Raw genomic sequence first — 18,307 nt, 5'->3', positions numbered from 1 at the left:
CTTGCTACGGAACGTTCCTCTCCGGTTCCCGGCGGTATAGTGTGGAAACAGCCCTTGCTTCTCTTCGCCATGGCTGCAAGTCCTGCGCTGGCCTCTTCTGCCCCTCCCTCTCCCGCCCATATCTGTCCCCTTGCCCAGGCCTGCAGCTACCTAGATTGGGCAGCTGGCGAGCTGAAACTGGATCCCGGCTGGGTGGCGATCCTCAGCTAGAAATTGCAGGAGCCCCACACTGTACCCGTAGGGTCGGTGTCGGGAGGAATGCTATAATAATACTGCGGACACCAGAAACGGTTGTTTAAGGCACTGGTAACGGTCGATTGGGGGTGCTGTAAACCACCCCAGAGGCTCGTGGTTGGCTTGCTAACTGCAGGGCTACTAAAAGCCCGCTCCGTACCGCCTAGCGGTTGGTGTCGGGTAGTTTACGACCTGGAAATGCGCCCTTATGGGCATTCCCTACGGTGGGGCCAAAGGGGGGATCCCCCTCGATCCCAAGCGTTATTCGGTCTCGGAGCTGGAGCGCATCACCCGACGTTACACCAGCGAGCTGATCAAGGATATCGGCCCTGCAGAGGACATTCCCGCTCCAGACATGGGAACTTCCGCCCGCGAGATGGCCTGGGTGATGGATACCTATTCCATGAATGTTGGGCATGCGGTGCCGGGAGTGGTGACGGGCAAACCTCTCTCGATTGGGGGATCCCGAGGGCGAGAACTGGCCACCGGACGGGGGGTGATGATCACGGTACGGGAAGCCTTGGCCCGACATGGTGGATCCCTGGCAGGGGCAACGGTGTTAATCCAAGGTTTTGGCAATGTGGGCGGGGCAGCGGCCAGCTTGCTGCATCAGGCAGGAGCCAAAATTGTGGCGGTTTCCGGCAGTTCTGGGGGCCTTTATAACCCCAAAGGACTGGATATCCCCGCCCTCAAAGCCCACATGAAGGAACAGGGAGGCCGCATGGCGGGCTTTCCGCAAGCTGAGCCCATTAGCAATGCCGACCTGCTGGTGCAAAAAGCGGATGTGTTGATCCCTGCCGCTCTGGAAAATCAAATTACCGAAGCCAATGCCCACCAAATTCAAGCCCGGATTGTGGCAGAAGCTGCCAACGGGCCAACCACCCTTGCCGCCGACCGGATTTTGGAATCGCGAGGGATCCAGGTATTGCCGGATATTCTGACCAATGCCGGTGGGGTAGTGGTGAGCTATCTGGAGTGGGTGCAGGGACTCTCTTACATCTTCTGGGATGAAGAGCGAGTTTATCAAGAAATGGAAGGTCTGATGGTACGTGCCTTTGAACGGGTGGTGCAGGAGGCAGAACGGCGGCAAGTGTCGCTGCGACTGGCTGCCTACACCCTGGGGGTAGGCCGAGTGGCCCAAGCCCTACAGGATCGCGGCCTTTACCCGTAGACGCTCCCCCACCTGGAGACCGGGAACTCTTGGCTCAACAAGCCTACTTGCCAAGGTTCGATTGCCCTTTTCTCAAGCCCGACGGTGTTCTTGCTCTTCCTGCTGCTGCCATTGCTTGAGCAGCTCTTTTGCCGCCTGCGGGGTAAAGTAGTCCAGCTCCATCAGCTTACGGTAGGTCAGAATTTGCCGCATCTCCAGGGGCATGTCTGCTTTTTGGTAGAAGTAGCGAATGCGATTGATGTTTTGCTCCATTTCTGTAAACTCTTGCTCCCGCTTGATCTGCCTTTCCTGCTTGAGCACTTCATGGGGAGCGGACAGGCGGCTGTAGTTAGGGATCCGTTGCGTGCCTGTGGTTTTGCTGGCAGCAGGCAGACGGTGGCCTCCGGTTTGTCGGCTGTTGGCCTTGTTGGAATTGAAGAAGAAAGAGAGCATCGGCAAACCTCACACAAACAGATAGACGGCCAGATAGACGGCGGCAGCTTAACGCCAAGTCAACAATATCAAGTTTAGGTGAAGAAGCCCGTGATCCCGATCCTTCTTGGAAAAACCCGTACTTCCGGCGCGGCGCTGTATCTCTCTGCTTTTCCCACCCCCGCGGATGGTCAAGGAAAAGCTGGGGTTTGGCCTCAAGCCAATCTATTCATGAGTCCAGCCTACCGTGTTTACACGGAAAATGACTGAGATCACGTCCGAGAGTACAAGGTATTTAAGTATCTTCACGTCCTTTTGTTCGGGATCCCTGTATCGGATGTACTTTCCCGCAGGCCGCTACAGGTGGGATTCATCTCCGCTCAGCAGCCAAGTGACCGATACCCCCAACGCCTTGGCAAAGGCCACCAGTTCCTTGTCAATGACGCGCCGTTTTCCCTTTTCCACCTGGCCAATTTTGACGTAGTCCAACTGCACACCGTACTTGGCCAAGCGACCCGCCAGTTGATCTTGGGTGAGTTGCAGCTTCTCCCGTACCCAGCGCACCCGCTCCCCAATCAAGTTGGCCGATGGATGGTGCCGGTCGTTAGACTCCATAGGAGCAGAAAGCCGTAAATATTCTTTTTCTTTTCCAGACTGAGGAAGTTGAGGGATCCTCACATGGTAGCCTGAGCTGGCAAGGTTCCCTTTTCCTGGGATCCCACCCGGCAGCCGTTGAGCTGACTGGCTCAGGAACAATCTTATCTCAAGGTCTAGATCGAAAATCGCTTACCGCTTTTTGGCGAGCGACCCCTTGCCTGCAAAGACTTGGCGGACGGGACCCCTGCTGTTCCCGCATCCAAGCGGAAAAATCTCCGGACAAAAAAGAGGGGCATGATCGATTTTCGCTCGCAGCAGCAGCAGAAACCTTTTTAGACTGGGAGATGAAGTTCTCTCCTCACCTGGCTGTGGTTTTTTCTCGTCCTCATCCTGAACACTCTGTCTCTTCGCCTCAGGAGTTCGACGATCTCTGGTTCGACCCCGAGTCTGCCCCTCAAGACGACCTCGCAGAAGTTGACTCAGAGCCAGGGGCCGGCGGATCCCGGTTGAATGAAGACCCTGTCGATCACTACCTGAATACCATCGGTCGCGTGCCCCGCATCGATCACGCTGAGGAAATCGAGTTGTCGCGCAAAATTCAGCAAAAGCTCCTCATCGACCAAGCCCGGCAGGAATGGCGGCAACAGCGGGGGGAGGATCCCAGTGACGAGGCTTTGGCCGAGGCCCTGCAGATTTCCGTATCCACCCTACGCTCCCGCATCCGACAAGGGGAGCAGGCTCAGCGCAAGCTGATCAACGCCAACCTGCGCCTGGTGGTCAGCGTTGCCAAGAAATACCTCAATCGGGGGGTGCCGTTTTTGGATCTGATCCAAGAGGGCAATATCGGGTTGATCCGGGCCACCGAAAAATTCAACGCCGAACGGGGGTTTCGCTTCAGCACCTACGCCCATTGGTGGATTCGCCAAGGCATTACCCGCTGCATTGCCAACCAAGCGCGGACGATTCGCCTGCCGGTACACATGGTCGACAAAGTACGCCTGCTCAAGCGCACCAACCGCGAGCTGATGAAGCTGCAGGGGAGGCGGCCCACCGAAGCGGAGCTGGCAGAAGCCTTGGGCATTAAAGTCAAGAAACTGCGCATGATCCAACAGGCTGCTGCTTTGCCCCTGTCGCTGGATGTGCCGGTCGGCCAGGAAGGAGAAAGCCGCCTTGGAGATTTGCTGCAAGATGAGCGGCAAGAGCAGCCCTTTCAAGGGATCCTCGTGCAATCGATGCAGCAGGATGTGCGTTCTGCCATGCAAACCCTGAAGCCGATTGAGAGGCAAGTGCTGGAGTTGCGCTATGGGTTAGACGGGCAACAGGCGAGAACCCTGCGGGAGGTGGGGGATCACTTCAACCTAACGCGGGAACGGATTCGTCAGATCGAGCGGGATGCCCTGCGCAAATTGCGGGTGGGCTATTCTTCGCGGGCTTTGGCCCAGTACATTCGCTAGTGGCTACAGGCCTGGCAGACCGATTTCCGGGCCAGCTTCTGCCCAGGGATAGCCTTTTTTCAATCTTCTTGGGTTGAACACCATAGCCCCTTGCAGCGGCGATGATAAGGATCCCTTATCCCCTGAGCCTATTGGGGCTGATGACCCCCCGGCTACCTCATCTTCACGACCAGAGCCAGTGGGAAGGACTTTGGCAGCTAACCTCTTTGGTCGTTGAGGAGTTGGCTGATCGGTTTCCTCTGGCGCTCAGGCATTGTAGTCATTCCAAACGAGATTGAGACACTCCCGCTGCCGCCCAAACGCTTCGCGCCGCTGCCGCGACCCCTCTCCCAGGGGGAAAAGGATTGGTCTGCTGGCTTGACTTCCCAGAGGTGCCTAGGATTCGGAACACCTGTGCGCCGAGAAAGAAATTCTTAAAAAGCCTTCGCCAGCCACAAAACCGCATTTAGGATTGGCTTCGAGGAATAGTCAGCGAGTAACCTGCGTCTTTGTTTCCAGATGGCCCGATACCAAGCCGGCTAGGCTTTTTCAGCCCAGCCTCTTTTTCAGTGCAGATGCTCGAGCCGTCAGCCCAGTCTTTGCTATGCCTTCAACTGCAATGGATTCTTCGATCTTTCATCAATCCCAACCTTCTTCCCAGCGGAATCCTGTGCTCTCAGACAAGCTTTCCCTGCGTATGGGACAAGCCCTACTGGGGTTAGCATTGGCCACTTGGCTGCTGATGGGGTTAGGCAGTGCCACCCGCGTCATGAATGCTGGGCTGTCCTGTCCAGATTGGCCCCTTTGCTACGGGGCAATTGTGCCCAGCCAGCAGATGAACCTACAAGTCTTTTTGGAATGGTTTCACCGCATGGTGGCTTCTGGGGTAGGCTTGGCTACCTTGGTTCTAATGGGGTTTGCTTGGCTGAAGCGTCAGGCATTGCCCACTTGGCTGCCCTGGGGTTTGAGCTGGGCTTTTGTTCTGGTCTTGACGCAAGGGATCCTGGGCGGGCTGACGGTCACGGAGCTGCTGCGCTTTGACATTGTGACAGCCCACTTGGGCACGGGCCTGCTGTTTTTTGCCACTTTGCTCACCCTGGGATTACTGATCTGGACAAGAGCCGGTTCTAAGGACTCCATCCTGCCGCTGCGACTGGGTGAAGGGCCATTTTCCGTCAGCTACTTGCCTTGGCTGGGCTTGGGGGCGGTGCTGCTGGTGTATGTCCAGAGCCTTCTGGGCGCCTTGGTGGCCTCCCAATGGGCTTTGCATCAATGCTTTGCTGCCGGCGAGCTGTGCTGGGTGATGAATAGCCACTTGCTGGGGGTTGCTCCGGCCACCCTTGGGGTGTTGGCGGTAGCGGTGGCCACCGGGCTGCGGCGCAAGCGGATCCCCCGCCTTCTCAAGTTCTTGGGCCATGGGTCTGTTGGCCTGCTGTTGGCCCAGGTGGGGATCGGTGTTTTGACCTATCATTACCGGCTGCAGGTAGAACCCCTAACGGTGGCCCATCAGATGATGGGGGCAGCTTTGCTGGCCTGTCTGCTGGGTTTTACGGTGCTGGCCTGGCGAATGCGAACCCAGGGGGAAGAAGGCCAGTGGATGGCCATGACCGCAGAAATGACTGGTGAGTGAATTTCATGCAAGATAGCGTTTTAGTCGACCGTCAGGCTTCCTACCAGAACCCGATGGGGGGGATCCCCTCTGAGCAGAGCCCATGTGCTCTGGGGTGCGAGCGCCAGGCGCTTGTCCAGGTTTTGCGCAGCTACAGCCAGTTGGTGAAGCCCAAGATCATCGCCCTCTTGCTGATGACGACGGCTGGGGCCATGTGGATGGCAGGCAACACCGACCCGTTCAGGTTTTTCATCACCCTTTTGGGGGGAGGAATAGCGGCGGCGGCAGCCAACGTCATCAACATGGTGTATGACACCGATATCGATCGGATGATGGAGCGAACCCGCCATCGTCCCCTGCCTTCCGGTCGAATCCGGGCGCGGGATGCTCTGATTTTTTCGGGGATCCTGGCTTTGGCTGCCTTTGGGTTGTTGGCTATTTTCACCAACCTGCTGGCTGCCGGTTTGGCCATGTCGGGGATCCTGGTGTATGTGGGGGTCTATACCCACTGGCTGAAGCGTTCCAGCACGCAAAATATTGTCATCGGTGGAGCGGCAGGAGCGATCCCACCTTTGGTGGGCTGGGCAGCAACCACAGGCGAGCTCAGCTGGGCCGCGTGGGTGATGTTCGCCATCATCTTTTTGTGGACTCCACCCCACTTCTGGGCTTTGGCCATTCTGAAGCGGGAAGACTATGCCCGTGCCGGGGTGCCGATGCTGCCGGTGGTAGCGGGCGAAAGGATCACTGCCGCGCAGATTTTGCTCTACGCGCTGCTGATGGTTCCGGTCAGTCTGTTGCTGGTTTACCCCTTAGGGATGCTGGGATCCTTTTATCTGAGCGCGGCGGCGCTGCTGGGATCCCTCTTGGTTTGGAAGGCGGTGCAGTTGCTGCAGGATCCCTGCGACCGAGATCGGGCGGCCTCGCTCTTCACGTTTGCCAACCTGTATCTGCTGCTGTTGTGCGGGGCCATGGGTCTGGATAGGTGGTCGTTAACCCACATCCTCTGGAGCCAGGCCACTGCGTCCCTCCAAGGGATTTACACCACCCTCATAGCGCTGGCCAGCTGACTTGCGCGAATGGGGGATCCCTGGGTTGATAACCCCCGTTGGCCAGCCGGTTTTTCCTCAAAATTGCGGCCCATTCTCAGAGAGCATGACTCTAGTCAATAATAAGCTCAACTATACTGAAAATAATGTATAATATGTTCAGTACGGATTACTACCAGTTGATCTTTCTGTTTACTTTCGAGTCTGCCAACATGGTAGCCAAAGCAAAGCAGAAAATTGGTAGTAAGACGACACGGAAACTGCGCTTTGGGTATTCTACTCAAAGCTTTGCGGGATACCGCCATTCTGTTTGGACTCCGTCCCGCTAACGCGAATGGAAACAAACAGAATGCTATCGCTGCATAGTTGAACAGTGATGTTCAGCAGTGCTCAGCGTAAATGTATCAGTGACACTCCATACCGTGCAGGGTAGAATGAGCTAATTATTAGCCAACCAAGACACACCCGGCCATGACCAATGAGGAAATTGAGACGCGGTTTGTCCAGTTGGCCGAAGCTGTGACCAGGGTGGCCAATACAGTTGCCCAGGTTACCGATGCTCAGCTTGCCTTGCAGACCCTTTCAGGGCGTCTCGCCGAAGTCGTCCTGGAGTTAAGGCAGGAAGTGCGAGAATTGCGGCAGGAGCTGAGAGAATTGAGGCAGCGGCAGGCTGAATCGGATCAACGCTTTGAGGTTCTCCTTCAGGAAATCCGCTTCTTGATCCGCCGTCAGGGGGAGGGGCAACCATGACCGGGTTTGCCGCTATGCCTTGCCTGTTTCCCACGAGGCCACAGATTGCTGGGTCGAAGACATTGGATTGGAACGGAGCGATATCACCATCGGTGTGAATTGTGGGAAAGGCTGGGGATCCCTTGTTCCACTGCTGTTTTTTTGCTCCTGGTTCTTGCTGGCGAACCTTTGGCCTGTCAATTCGCCGGGGCTAACCGTCTTGGTGAGCTTCGCAGGTTCCAGGGTTGAAGAGTCCCAGAACCCTGGCCTGCCGGAAACTCTCCAGGCTTTGGATGCTGTTGGATCATAACCAACTCACAATCAATGGAGCTTAGCGGACTTGAACCGCTGACCCCTTCAATGCCATTGAAGTGCTCTACCAACTGAGCTAAAGCCCCGATTTACTTTGCTTCAGGTCAGAATCCGCTCAAGGATCCAACTTTCTATTCCATTCTACACCTGCAGCCTGTAGAAGCTGCCTTATTGGTAAAAAGTGCTGGGATCCCATACTAGATAAGGGGAGGATCCTTGTCAATAGTTTGGATGGCTCAACCGGGGGGAAGCAACAGTGGGGTTTGCTCGGCCCTCAGCCTTTTGTTGCCCGGCATCCCAGGAAGCCCGCGGGGTGGTAGAACGGAGTCAGTGGCAATTGAGGGGCCTGTGACACAAGAAACTCAGCTTAACCGCATTTTGGCGGCTTCTTTGCTGGTCGTCTGCCTTATTGCGGCCATTGTCGGGGGCACGCGCCCTGCCCCAGAGCCTACCCGAGGCGGGGTTGGCCTAGAGGCTGCACGGGGGGCGGAGCGCATCGAGGTGGTCACCCTGGAAGGAACGATAGGCGGCCCAGGGGGTTCGACTTTGGTAGGCCTGCCCACTTCTCCTGTGGAACAGTTGCGGGAGGCAGCACGGGATCCCTCTGTCAAGGCTGTATTGCTGCGCATCAACAGTCCCGGCGGAGCTGTGGGATCCAGCCAGGAACTCTACCGTGCCGTAACTGCTCTGCACGAGGCGGACAAGCCGGTGATCGCTATCCTAGAAAACATTGCTGCCAGTGGGGGGTACTACGTGGCCAGCGCTGCCGACAAAATCTATGCCAACCCCGGCACCCTGACCGGCAGCATAGGGGCTATCATCAGCGGCCTCAGCTTTGGTAAGCTGCTGGAGAACTACGGCATAGAGCCGCAGACCTTCAAAACCGGCGAGTACAAAGACCTTCTCTCTCCTTTCCGCAGTGCCACTCCTCAAGAGCAGCGCCTTCTGCAAAACTTGGTGGAGGATACCCTCGAGCAGTTCATTCGCGATGTGGCCCAAGGACGCCAGCACTTGCCAGAAAAGGCAGATGAGGTGCTGGAAGCAGAGATGATCGCGCGACGGCAGAGCTTGGATGAAGACCGGGTGCGACAATTGGCCGATGGACGCATCTTCACCGGGGCGCAAGCTGTGGAGGTGGGCTTGGTGGATGCTTTGGGGGGGTACACGGAGGCGGTGGAGGATCTGCGGCGCATGACCGGGGATCCCTCTTTGTCGCCGGCGGGTGAGGGAGAGGGCTTCCAACGAGTACTGCGACGCCTGTTAAGCCAAGGACTGTCCTCGCAAAGGCAAGCCGCTTGGCTGGGCCGGCTGTTGGAGAGCAACGAGGCTGTTGGGATCCCAGACGTGCCGTTGCTGTGGATGGCGCCGGAGTGGACTTTGCGCTAAACCTAAATCTAATCAGGACGGGTTTTGGGTGTGGGGGGTGAACGGTGAATCGAGAACCGGTCGCGCCGGCGGCGCAGGGCACTTTGAGAGCAGCTGCTCTGGGAGTGCAGGGCAATACTTGGAGAGAGGGATCCCAGAGGGCAAATCCCTCGGCGGAGCTGGATTGCGCGATTGACCTGGAGCTGTTGACCAGTCGGGCTTGGGTGGAAATTGACGCAGCCCAGCTGCGAGAAAACCTGCGGCTGTTGCAGAGGCGCCTAGGCTCAAACGTCGAGATCTGGGCGGTGGTGAAGGCCAATGCCTACGGGCATGGGGCGCAGTTGGTGGCTCCCGTGGCTGTTGCGGCTGGGGCCAAGGGGCTATGTGTGGCCACCCTGGCCGAAGGGATCGAGTTGCGGCAAACGGGGCTGCAGGCTCCGGTTCTGGTGTTGGGAGCTTTGAATACTTGGGCGGAGCTACAGCAGGCCATGGCAGCCCGGCTGGAGGTCAGCCTCACCTGCACAGACCAAATCCCGCTGATGCGCCAGGTAGCCCGTTGGGCCGGGCGACCCATCCCGGTGCATGTCAATGTGGATACGGGTATGACCCGTTTGGGGATCCCCTGGAAGGAAGCTGCAGCCGTGTGGGGGCAGATTTGTCGGATCCCGGAGCTGGAAGGCTGTAGCTTGTTTTCCCATCTGGCGACGGCGGACGAGCCCCATTCTCCGGTCATGGAACAGCAGCACGCCCGCTTTGCCCAGGTGGTGGAACAGATCCGTCAAGCCGGGGATCCCTTGCCGGCGCTGCATCTGGATAACTCAGCCGGTGCTTTAACCCATCTCCACTACTCCCGTGTGCGTTTGGGGTTGGTCCTCTATGGCCTGTCCCCTGCCCCTCACTTGCCGGTGCCAGGTCTGCAGCCAATTCTGCGGCTCAAGGCGCGGCTGTCCCACATCCAAACTGTGCCTGCTCAAACTGGCGTGAGCTATGGGCATCGCTACATCACCTCTCGCCCCAGTCGCATTGCCACTCTGGCCATCGGCTATGCGGATGGGATCCCACGGCGGCTTTCCGGCTGGCTGCGAGGATGGGTGCGCGGCGGCTTGATCCAACAGGTGGGCACAATCACGATGGATCAATGTATGTGGGATGTAACCGAGAGGCCGGATATCCAGGTGGGGGATGTGGTGGAGCTGCTGGGCCCCAATCTGGCAAATGCGGGTTTATCTGTGCAGGATTGGGCCGATCAGTTGGGTACTATTTCCTATGAGTTGCTGTGTGGACTTTCTGCCCGTCTGCCAAGAGTGTTGGTTAATTCTCTGGGTTTTGATGATGCCTGACACGACAGATTGGATTGCCTCAAGCACGGATAGGAGCGGGCCAGAGGCTGTTCGCGTCGGCAGCAGAGGGCTTGACTTGACGTGTCAACAGAGAGTAGAGCAGCATCGAAGGTAATCGAGGGCACTCCTGATCACTGAAAACAGTGACTTGGCGGCGGATTCGGTTCCCATTGGGAGGTAGCGATGGCGGAGCAACATAAGCCTCTGAAGAGCCTGGAAAATCAAATGGAACGGGCTGTTCTGGAGATGGTCAATGAAATCCTGCTGATGGAGAGTCAACAGCGCTACTGCTTCTGCGAGAAATTCTGTAACGATGCTGCCGCCCTGGCTTTGAACAACCTCCAGCCTCGATACGCCACCAGTTTTCACGGCTCTCTCCGAACTTTAGAAGCCATTCAAGCGGATCAGGAGTTGCAGAGGCTGATCCGGTTGGAGGTGGTGAAGGCCATGGACAAGGTGGCGGCCAATCCCCGTTGCCCAGAACCTGAATGTCCTTTGCTGCTGCGCGACGTCGAGGCGATAGAGTTAGAACTGGCCCCTAGCGACAATTGAAGGAATGGCTCTGATGGAGCTGCGCTCCGCTAGCGCGAACGTTTCCCCTTCGCCAGTGGCCTTCCTCGGCCCTGCTGGAACCTACACAGAGTTAGCAGCTCTGCTGGCCTGCCCTGAGCAGCCTCACCTGCACAGCCAGGGATCCCACCCCTTAGTGCCTTATCCAACGATCAGCGCCTGTCTAGAGGCGGTAGCTGCCGGCCAGCAACAATGGGCGGTGGTGCCGGTGGAAAACTCGGTGGAGGGGGGGGTCTCGATGACCTTAGACGCCCTCTGGCAACTGGAGGGGCTAGGGATTCGGCAGGCGCTGATCCTGCCCATTCGCCATGCCCTCATCGGACGTGCCTCGCGGTTGGAGCAAATTGAGCAGGTCTACTCCCACCCGCAAGCTTTGGCCCAATGTCAGGCTTGGCTGAGATCCCATCTGCCCCAGGCCACTTTGATCCCAACCCGCTCGACCACCGAAGAATTGGATCGCCTGCAGGAGCAGCCCAGCGCTGCCGTCATCGCCTCAGAACGAGCTGCCACCCTCTACCAACTGCCGGTCTTGGCCTGCCCGATCAACGATCACCCCGACAATTGCACTCGCTTTTGGGTTATTGGCCGTGCGCCGCTCTCGCGTTCCGGTCAACAGGGTGAAACCTCTGCCGATCCTGCTTCTCCGGGGGGATCCCATACTTCCTTAGCCTTCAGCCTCCCCCACAACGTGCCGGGAGCGCTGCTGAAACCTCTGCAAGTGTTTGCGGAGCGAGGCCTGAATATGTCTCGCATTGAGTCGCGCCCCACTAAAAAATCGGCAGGGACGTATGTCTTTTTTGTCGATTTGGAGAACCCTATCGGCCAACCCTATTTGGATGCCGAGGTGGTTGCGGCGCTGGAATCAATTGCTGAAACCTTGAAGCTCTTCGGCAGCTACCCTGTGCATGACCTCTGCAAACAAGGGGATCTATCCCAAGTAGCAAAAGCCCTGCCCTCTGAGGGGAAAGCGCGTCCAACGTAGAATCGAAATGACCAAGGACTGCTGTCTTGAGCGCTCAGGCAGACCAGGATCACTTCACAGAGCTCGATAACCTTGCCAGGCTTGCCAAAAAATGTAAAGAGAAAGAATGGCCAGGAAGCCCCGAAACAACAGACTGACGGTTTCATCGGGCAATTTGGGCAGGGTGCGTGTGCTAATCTGTACACCGATTAACCCCCCTGTGCCCAAGATTAAACCTGGGATCCAGAGCACATTCTGGTGGATGGTGCCGTCCCCGAACCCCAGGCCATTCCAGATCCAATCGCTGAGGCCCGCATGGCTGGCAGTGGCAGCAACTGCTGTGATCACAATGGCCCCCAGACTGGTCTGAATCGCCACTTTGATTGTCTCTTTCAGCAGCAGGATCTGCATTGGCACCAGGATCACCCCACCGCCGATGCCAAACAGCCCGGCCAACAAACCGGCAGTGCCGCCGGTCAGGGCGCGGGCTAACCAGGGAGACATCTGCCCTGAGGACTCCGTTCCGCTGAGGTGCTCGGCACCGCTGACGTCAGCCCCCAATTCTTGGGCCTGGATAACCACCTTTTTGTTGAGTTGCACCAGGTAAGTGTTGGCCAGCAGCAACACTCCAAACGCTGCCAACAGCAGATAGCTGGGAAGGCGACTGGCGATAATTGCTCCTACTTGAGCCGTAAGCAACGCTGGGATCCCCAGCAGGATCACCCGTTTCAAATCAAGCATGCCCATCCGCCAGTTTTGGATGCTGCCCGCAATCGAGGTCATAACAATGGAAAGATTGCTGGTGGCTGCAGCTTGAACCGGTGGGATCCCCAAGCTGACCTGTAAGGGCACCAGGATCACGCCACCGCCAATGCCCAGCACCCCGGCCAGGATCCCTGCCACCAGGCCGCCAATTGCCAAGGCCAACTCCATCCCCTACCACTCCCCACCGCTGCTCTATCTTGCTGGCCAAAAAGCCGACATCATCGTAACATTCTCCAGTCCTGGCAAGACTAGCAGGGATACATCGGTCGAGAAGCCTTGGGTGTGGGGTTGAAAAGAGGCGCATCATAATAATGTTGGACAGTAAATATTGGACAGTCGTACCGCCTTGGTGCAGATCGCGCCAGCATGTCAACTTCATCCATAGGCAAGGAAGCCTTCATGGTTGCCATCCATCCGGCAAATGATCTGGGTGCTCTGAAAAATCTAGGTTCCACGGCAAGAGGATCCCAGCCTGCTTGGTGGCCTCCATCTGGGCGGCAACAGGGAACTGTGGCCCCTCTGCAACCTCTGGGGCTGGTTGCTTTGGAAGGTTTGGCCACCTGGGGAGATCGCCTGTTGGGCTTGGATCGGGTGAGGGGCTATTTGGTGGAAATTCAAGAGCACAACACCCTGCTGCTCAATCCCCATCATGTCCATTCTTTCCAAGGCGCTTACGGTTTGTGGGTAGAGTCAGAAGGGGATCAAGCGTGGATTTGGCTCAGTCGGGAGCAAGAGGGGCAAATCTTGCGCATTCCCATGTCCGCTCTGCAGCAACCGGGATCCCTGGAAGCCTTTCCAGTGTGTAGGTGCCCCTACCCTATCGAAGGGATCGCCCTCTGGAGCGATCCCCACACGGGAAACCGCTACCTCTATGCCACCTGCTACCGACGGGGAAAAATCCTGCAACTGGATCCCAGCCGTGGTCTCATCGTGCAGGAGATGCCTGCCCCTGGGGTTGGCCGAGAACAGATTGCGGTGCAGGGAGACTACCTCTGGGTGAGCGATCGGGTGGAAGAGACGATCTATGTGCTGGAGCGCCAGACCGGGCGAGAACTGGCCCGTATCCTCACCCCTTCTCCTGGGCCAACAGGCTTGGCCCATTGGCGGGGGCAACTCTGGGTGGCCTATGCCCACGAAGAAGCCTACATCCACGACAACCCCAACGCTCCAGATCCCTTGTCGGTGGCCCTGCGCGACAAAACCTGGGTGGCTCCCCTGCGCCTGCGGCCTTTGGATCCCCCTAGCTCCCCCGACCCCTCTGGCGGCAGTGGAACCGAGGCCGAGGATTCCCCCATTGCCTGTCCGGTAGTTTTTCAGCCCCAGTGTCTGGGGGAACGCGCCACCTACACCCTCTCCCACGGCTATCGGGTGGAGCTGACCTATGTGGAAGAAATTGCCCAAGAAGAGCCGCGCTTCCTGCCCGATTTGGTCTGGCGAATTGCCTTGCCCTGCAACAGCCTTCGCCAACGGGTGCGCAGCCTGCACTGGGTAGGTCTGCCGTTTGAAGTGGAAGAGCAATCTGGCCAACAGGTGGCGGTGTTTTCGCTGGGATCCCTGGGGGCCCATGAGGTGCGCTTGTTTGGCTGGCGGGCGGTGCTGGATCTCTACAGTATCAAGTACTGCATCGATCCACTGGATGTAGAGGCTGCCGTTTTGCCCAGGGAGCTGCGGGATCGCTACTTGGTGGACGATGACTACCTGGCCATGGACACCTCGATTGTCCGAGAGGCAGCGCGGCTGGCCGTTGGCAGCGAGACCAACTTGCTGCGCAAAATGCTCAATATCCGGGCCTATGTTTACGACAAGCTCTCCTACCGGGTCACCTCTCGCATCGATCCGCCGGATGAGGTTTTGCGGCGTGGCTCCGGTTCTTGTGGCGAATATGTGGGGGTGCTGTTGGCTTTGGCCCGCCTCAATGGAATCCCTTGCCGCACGGTGGGGCGCTACAAATGTCCTCCCCATCCAGAACTGAAAGGGATCCCGCTGTTTCCCCAGTACAACCACGTGTGGATTGAGTTTTATCTGCCCGGCTGGGGTTGGGTGCCGATGGAGTCGAACCCCGACGATCGGGGGGAGCGCCCCTATTCGCAGCGCTACTTCATGGGCTTGCCCTGGACCCATGCCGAGATCGCCAAAGGGATCCCTTTCGAGACGATCAACACCGACCAAGCCTCAATTGGGGAGCTGGCCATTAACCATGTGCAGTTTCGCATCTTAGAAGAAATTTGAAAGGCGAATAGAGTGAGAAAACGGCCCTGAGATTGGCCAACACTGCTCCGGGAGTGATTTTTGCCGAAGATAACAATGTGGCTCCTGATGTGGTGTGGGTAAGCCGCTCTCGACTGAGAACAGCGTTAGCTTATGGGGGTGTGGGGGTAGCTAAGCCCTGCACTGTACCCGTAGGGTCAGTGCCGGGATACAGATACCCCCACATGGTGTATGATGGGAGCAGTTGCACAAAACGGCTTTTGCCGGAATCTGGTGCAACTACGCGGTGGGACATCCCGTGTCTGCTCGCTGAGGGTTCTTGCGAAAGCTCCCCGATGAAGCGAGAAGCCCACGCTGTACCCGTAGGGTCAGCGATGGGAGTATGTCACGGGCGGATGGCAAACTCCACAGTGCCCCAGAATCGGCGGTAGGAGTGCTGAGCCCTGGAGCTCGCAATATTGGCCAAGATAAGCAAACTAAGCTCAAGCTTTACAGTCGGCTTGGGCTACAGGAGTATTGAGTGGTGGACTGGCAACAGCAACAAATAGAGCTGCACTCCGCGGGCGCGAATGTTGCTTTTTCTTCCCCAGCCTGATGCTGGAATGGCTATGGGCCAACAACAGGGCTCTGCCCCCATCTGGGGCTTGCGTTAAAGACTAGGATAGGAGACTACGGCGGGGCTTGGCTTCGCTCCAGGCACATCCATCCAAAGCAATCCGCTCTACCTCCGAGGCCAGCCTCAAAGCTTTCAGGGCCTGCTCCCCACCTACGGAAGGTTGGTTGCCTCCCCGCACGCAGTTGATGAAGTGCTCCAGTTCGGCATGCAGCTTGTCGATATTGTCGGTGTGGACTTTCTCAATCAAACAATCCCGCTGGTAGGGCATTTGGCCGTAGTCGCTGGTGCTGCCGACGGATCCCTGGCGGTACACCGAGATCTCATTGTGTAGAAAATCTGCTTCTACCAAGGCATTCTTGCAGTGGACGGCAATTTTGCGCACCTTGCGGTGGGTGACCTTGCTGGCGGTGAGGGTGGCGATGGCACCGTTGGCAAAAGTGAGAGTAGCCGTGACGTAGTCCAGGTAGCCCAGCTTGGAGATGCGGTTGCCGCTGGCGGTAATCTGGGTCACGGGAGATGGGATCAGCTCCAGCAACAGATCGATGTCGTGGATCATCAAGTCGAATACCACCGACACATCGCTGGCGCGGTCGGAATAGGGGCTGAGACGGTGAGCCTCGAAAGCCAGAGGTTCTTCACTTTGCAAGACTTGGCCCAGCTTTTGGAAAACAGGGCTGAAGCGCTCGATGTGCCCCACCTGCAAAATACAATTGCAATCGGCAGCTCGGTTCACCAGCGATTCTGCTTCGCTGATGCTGGCAGCGATGGGCTTTTCGATCAGCACATGTACCCCGGCCTCCAGGCAGGCCATACCCACCTCATGGTGCAGAACCGTCGGCACGGCAATGGCCACGGCAGCTACGTGGGGCAGCAGATCGCGGTAGTCCTCATAAAAATGAACGCGGTGGCGGCTGGCCACATCCAATCCCCGTTCCACGTTGATATCCGCTACCCCCACGACCCGCACATCCTTCATCAGGCTGAAAACGCGGGTGTGGTGCTGGCCCATGTTGCCTACCCCGATCACCCCAACCGGGACAGCTTGCTCTGAATAAGCCAGTGGACGGCGGGGAGAGTTGGCAGAACTCGGGCAAGATCGGGCCATGACGTTTCCACTACCTCTACCACAAGGGTTTCGCGAACCTCGCTCCATCTTTCGGTAACGGAGCGCCGCATTTCACGAAACAAACTTCACAAAGCTTACCATGCCTCCCTTAGATCCAGTTCAAGCCGGGGATGGGCGGCAGGTGCAGCGGGGGCTGTTGGCAGGATTGGGGGCTGAAACAGAACAGCGGCACCGGGCTAGAGCGAAACCACATGCGGGCGTAGAATCCGCTTGGACTGAGGGGCAGGCCAAGCCAAACGGGGAAAAAGAAGACAAAGGACGCCAAAACCAAGGCCACCGCCGTGATGCTCGCCCCGCGCCAAAAGCGGCGATAGCTCTGCCAGCCCAGCAGCACCAACCAAGCCAGGGCTAGGGTGCTAAACGCCAGAGCGCTCATGTAGTGGTAGATAAAAACGCAGCGGCTGACCCTAAACCAAGGCAGGTAATTGGCCGCATAGCCAATCAAAATGAAGGCTTCGAGACCGTGAAAGTGGCGGATCCCTCGCCAGACAAGCACCAAGATGGATCCCGTCCCCAGCCACCACAGCCAAGGATTGCCCAAGCCATGAACAGCTTGCCAGAGGTTGCCCTGACTGCCGAAGTAGTAGGCCACGGGGCGGCCCAGAATTGGCCAGGACCAAGCTCCTGCCGAGGCCAAGGGCGTAGTCAGCCAAGGACGCAAAGCCGGGAACCAAGCCACCAGGGATCGCAAGCTGGTGGAGCAGTAGGGGTGAACAGGGGTCTCTTCGTTCACCACCAGGTGGGCTGCCATGTGGCCGCCGTAGATGGATTGGTTGATGAGCACCAGGGATCGGAAATAATTCTGGATGCCCGTCCAGCTCCAATCCAGAGTTAGTCCCTGTTGGGGATTCAGCTGCAGGTGCGGGATCCACTGAATGGCATAAAAGGCCAGCGGAGCGAGGATGAAGCAAAACACATAGTGCCACCAGCGCAGATGACGAATCTGGATCAAAATGCCCAACCGTGGGATCCACTGCGGGCGCAGCCAGACCACCCCCCAGACGAGGATCCCCAACAGAGCAAACATGAAGGCAAACCAGAGGCCATTCCACTTCACCGAAGCTGCCGCCCCCAACAGGATCCCGGAGCAAGCAAAGTGAGCAGCCCGTCGCCAACCTTGGTTTTCTAGACCTCTGAGCAACAGAATGGTCGCTGCCAGCCCAAAGGCTACCAGATACACGTTGATCAGGCCAAAGCGGGATTCCACCAGAAACACCCCATCGGTCAGCAGCAAAACCCCGCTCAACAGAGCAAAGCCCACGTGGTAGGTGAGGCGGTAGGCTAAACCGGTCAGCAACAGAGGGATCAGGGATCCGCAAAAAGCAGTGGCGAAGCGGAATCCCCACTCGTTGCGGCCAAACACCTGAATGCTAAGGGCAATGAAGTACTTGCCCAAGGGGGGATGCACATCGTAAAAAGGCTTGCCATCCAGGTAGTTCTGGGCAAACTCCGGGAAGTACACCTCATCGAACACAGGTGCCGGGAACTCGTCCAGCCGCCACAGGCGCAACCCCAGACCCACCAGAAAGATCCCCAGCGCTCCCCATACCAGCCACTGTCGGGATCCCACAGCGCTGTGCGGGGATCCGAGGATGGGCACAGCTAGCAGCAAGCTGCCCTGAGACCGCTCCGGCCCGGGGTCAATGGGGGTTGGCTCTCCAGTCATGGATAGGGCACTCTCAACACTCCGGCGAGGATCCCTAGGGATCCCCAGTGTTACTTTAGCCGACCGTGAAAGTCTAAGCGATTCCAAAGCAAACCACTGCTAGACTGTAGAATTGAATACAAAGTTGGCCAACTTCTGGCCAGTACCC

Annotated in this window: 16 protein-coding genes and 1 tRNA gene; 11 read left to right on the top strand and 6 right to left on the bottom strand. The window is 57.7% G+C overall.

The window, feature by feature from the left end:
* Nucleotides 1–69 precede the first annotated feature (69 nt).
* A complete protein-coding gene (locus tag CYB_RS14690; RefSeq protein ID WP_202943709.1) occupies nucleotides 70–210 on the top strand; it encodes a hypothetical protein in 141 nt (46 codons plus the stop codon).
* A 232-nt stretch (nucleotides 211–442) separates the two neighbouring features.
* Nucleotides 443–1,405: a Glu/Leu/Phe/Val family dehydrogenase gene (locus tag CYB_RS03160; RefSeq protein ID WP_083757630.1), complete on the top strand. Its 963-nt coding sequence runs from the start codon at nucleotides 443–445 to the stop codon at nucleotides 1,403–1,405.
* Between the two features lie 72 nt (nucleotides 1,406–1,477).
* On the opposite strand, the gene CYB_RS03155 is transcribed toward CYB_RS03160, so the two are convergent.
* Together CYB_RS03155 and CYB_RS14030 are read right to left on the bottom strand one after the other, a co-directional pair.
* Entirely contained in the window at nucleotides 1,478–1,837 is a 360-nt protein-coding gene (locus tag CYB_RS03155; protein WP_041436248.1) for a hypothetical protein, read from the bottom strand.
* A 336-nt stretch (nucleotides 1,838–2,173) separates the two neighbouring features.
* Entirely contained in the window at nucleotides 2,174–2,431 is a 258-nt protein-coding gene (locus CYB_RS14030) for a helix-turn-helix domain-containing protein (RefSeq protein ID WP_041436246.1), read from the bottom strand.
* A gap of 326 nt (nucleotides 2,432–2,757) precedes the next feature.
* On the opposite strand from CYB_RS14030, the gene CYB_RS03145 reads away from it, so the two are divergent.
* The 4 genes from CYB_RS03145 (at nucleotide 2,758) to CYB_RS03130 (ending at nucleotide 7,251) form a co-directional block, all read left to right on the top strand.
* Nucleotides 2,758–3,867, top strand: coding sequence for an RpoD/SigA family RNA polymerase sigma factor (locus tag CYB_RS03145; RefSeq protein ID WP_238376879.1), 1,110 nt, complete (start codon nucleotides 2,758–2,760; stop codon nucleotides 3,865–3,867).
* A 676-nt stretch (nucleotides 3,868–4,543) separates the two neighbouring features.
* Nucleotides 4,544–5,476: a COX15/CtaA family protein gene (locus CYB_RS03140; protein ID WP_202943708.1), complete on the top strand. Its 933-nt coding sequence runs from the start codon at nucleotides 4,544–4,546 to the stop codon at nucleotides 5,474–5,476.
* Nucleotides 5,477–5,529: 53 nt separating this feature from the next.
* Complete coding sequence (locus tag CYB_RS03135) at nucleotides 5,530–6,522, top strand: heme o synthase (RefSeq protein ID WP_011432304.1); 993 nt, start codon at nucleotides 5,530–5,532, stop codon at nucleotides 6,520–6,522.
* Between the two features lie 450 nt (nucleotides 6,523–6,972).
* Nucleotides 6,973–7,251, top strand: coding sequence for a hypothetical protein (locus CYB_RS03130; protein ID WP_011432303.1), 279 nt, complete (start codon nucleotides 6,973–6,975; stop codon nucleotides 7,249–7,251).
* A 304-nt stretch (nucleotides 7,252–7,555) separates the two neighbouring features.
* Here CYB_RS03130 and CYB_RS03120 read toward each other — a convergent pair.
* Nucleotides 7,556–7,628: transfer RNA gene (locus CYB_RS03120), tRNA-Ala, on the bottom strand.
* Nucleotides 7,629–7,890: 262 nt separating this feature from the next.
* On the opposite strand from CYB_RS03120, the gene sppA reads away from it, so the two are divergent.
* The 4 genes from sppA to pheA all read left to right on the top strand — a co-directional run bounded on the left by sppA (nucleotide 7,891) and on the right by pheA (nucleotide 11,799).
* The gene (sppA, locus tag CYB_RS03115; protein ID WP_041437123.1) at nucleotides 7,891–8,928 is read left to right on the top strand and encodes a signal peptide peptidase SppA; all 1,038 of its coding nucleotides are present in this window, start codon (nucleotides 7,891–7,893) and stop codon (nucleotides 8,926–8,928) included.
* A gap of 44 nt (nucleotides 8,929–8,972) precedes the next feature.
* Nucleotides 8,973–10,247 (top strand): alanine racemase, encoded by a 1,275-nt coding sequence (alr, locus tag CYB_RS03110; protein WP_011432300.1) that lies wholly within the window; start codon nucleotides 8,973–8,975, stop codon nucleotides 10,245–10,247.
* 183 nt (nucleotides 10,248–10,430) lie between these two features.
* Nucleotides 10,431–10,799, top strand: a complete 369-nt coding sequence (locus tag CYB_RS03105) for a late competence development ComFB family protein (RefSeq protein WP_011432299.1) — start codon at nucleotides 10,431–10,433, stop codon at nucleotides 10,797–10,799.
* 13 nt (nucleotides 10,800–10,812) lie between these two features.
* Nucleotides 10,813–11,799: a prephenate dehydratase gene (gene pheA / locus CYB_RS03100; RefSeq protein ID WP_011432298.1), complete on the top strand. Its 987-nt coding sequence runs from the start codon at nucleotides 10,813–10,815 to the stop codon at nucleotides 11,797–11,799.
* Between the two features lie 54 nt (nucleotides 11,800–11,853).
* Here the strand turns inward: pheA and CYB_RS03095 are convergent, their stop codons facing one another.
* On the bottom strand, nucleotides 11,854–12,711 hold the full coding sequence (locus CYB_RS03095) for a sulfite exporter TauE/SafE family protein (RefSeq protein WP_011432297.1): 858 nt from the start codon (nucleotides 12,709–12,711) through the stop codon (nucleotides 11,854–11,856).
* Between the two features lie 342 nt (nucleotides 12,712–13,053).
* Here CYB_RS03095 and CYB_RS03090 point away from each other — a divergent pair, with 342 nt between their 5' ends.
* Entirely contained in the window at nucleotides 13,054–14,772 is a 1,719-nt protein-coding gene (locus CYB_RS03090) for a transglutaminase-like domain-containing protein (protein WP_049749614.1), read from the top strand.
* A 635-nt stretch (nucleotides 14,773–15,407) separates the two neighbouring features.
* Here the strand turns inward: CYB_RS03090 and CYB_RS03085 are convergent.
* Together CYB_RS03085 and CYB_RS03080 are read right to left on the bottom strand one after the other, a co-directional pair.
* Complete coding sequence (locus tag CYB_RS03085) at nucleotides 15,408–16,472, bottom strand: Gfo/Idh/MocA family protein (protein ID WP_011432295.1); 1,065 nt, start codon at nucleotides 16,470–16,472, stop codon at nucleotides 15,408–15,410.
* 109 nt (nucleotides 16,473–16,581) lie between these two features.
* Entirely contained in the window at nucleotides 16,582–18,159 is a 1,578-nt protein-coding gene (locus tag CYB_RS03080) for a phospholipid carrier-dependent glycosyltransferase (protein WP_011432294.1), read from the bottom strand.
* Between the last annotated feature and the right edge of the window lie 148 nt (nucleotides 18,160–18,307).

The sequence above is a fragment of the Synechococcus sp. JA-2-3B'a(2-13) genome, from assembly GCF_000013225.1.
Classification (GTDB): domain Bacteria; phylum Cyanobacteriota; class Cyanobacteriia; order Thermostichales; family Thermostichaceae; genus Thermostichus.
Note: the sequence above shows the minus strand (reverse complement) of the source record. Positions and strands in the feature narration are given on the sequence as shown.

Excerpts from the sequence above, each read along its gene's own strand:
- CYB_RS14690 (WP_202943709.1), top strand. The coding sequence starts at position 70 with ATGGCTGCAAGTCCTGCGCTGGCCTCTTCTGCCCCTCCCTCTCCCGCC.
- CYB_RS03160 (WP_083757630.1), top strand. The coding sequence starts at position 443 with ATGGGCATTCCCTACGGTGGGGCCAAAGGGGGGATCCCCCTCGATCCC.
- CYB_RS03155 (WP_041436248.1), bottom strand. The coding sequence starts at position 1,837 with ATGCTCTCTTTCTTCTTCAATTCCAACAAGGCCAACAGCCGACAAACC.
- CYB_RS14030 (WP_041436246.1), bottom strand. The coding sequence starts at position 2,431 with ATGGAGTCTAACGACCGGCACCATCCATCGGCCAACTTGATTGGGGAG.
- CYB_RS03145 (WP_238376879.1), top strand. The coding sequence starts at position 2,758 with ATGAAGTTCTCTCCTCACCTGGCTGTGGTTTTTTCTCGTCCTCATCCT.
- CYB_RS03140 (WP_202943708.1), top strand. The coding sequence starts at position 4,544 with ATGGGACAAGCCCTACTGGGGTTAGCATTGGCCACTTGGCTGCTGATG.
- CYB_RS03135 (WP_011432304.1), top strand. The coding sequence starts at position 5,530 with ATGGGGGGGATCCCCTCTGAGCAGAGCCCATGTGCTCTGGGGTGCGAG.
- CYB_RS03130 (WP_011432303.1), top strand. The coding sequence starts at position 6,973 with ATGACCAATGAGGAAATTGAGACGCGGTTTGTCCAGTTGGCCGAAGCT.
- CYB_RS03105 (WP_011432299.1), top strand. The coding sequence starts at position 10,431 with ATGGCGGAGCAACATAAGCCTCTGAAGAGCCTGGAAAATCAAATGGAA.
- pheA (WP_011432298.1), top strand. The coding sequence starts at position 10,813 with ATGGAGCTGCGCTCCGCTAGCGCGAACGTTTCCCCTTCGCCAGTGGCC.
- CYB_RS03095 (WP_011432297.1), bottom strand. The coding sequence starts at position 12,711 with ATGGAGTTGGCCTTGGCAATTGGCGGCCTGGTGGCAGGGATCCTGGCC.
- CYB_RS03085 (WP_011432295.1), bottom strand. The coding sequence starts at position 16,472 with ATGGCCCGATCTTGCCCGAGTTCTGCCAACTCTCCCCGCCGTCCACTG.
- CYB_RS03080 (WP_011432294.1), bottom strand. The coding sequence starts at position 18,159 with ATGACTGGAGAGCCAACCCCCATTGACCCCGGGCCGGAGCGGTCTCAG.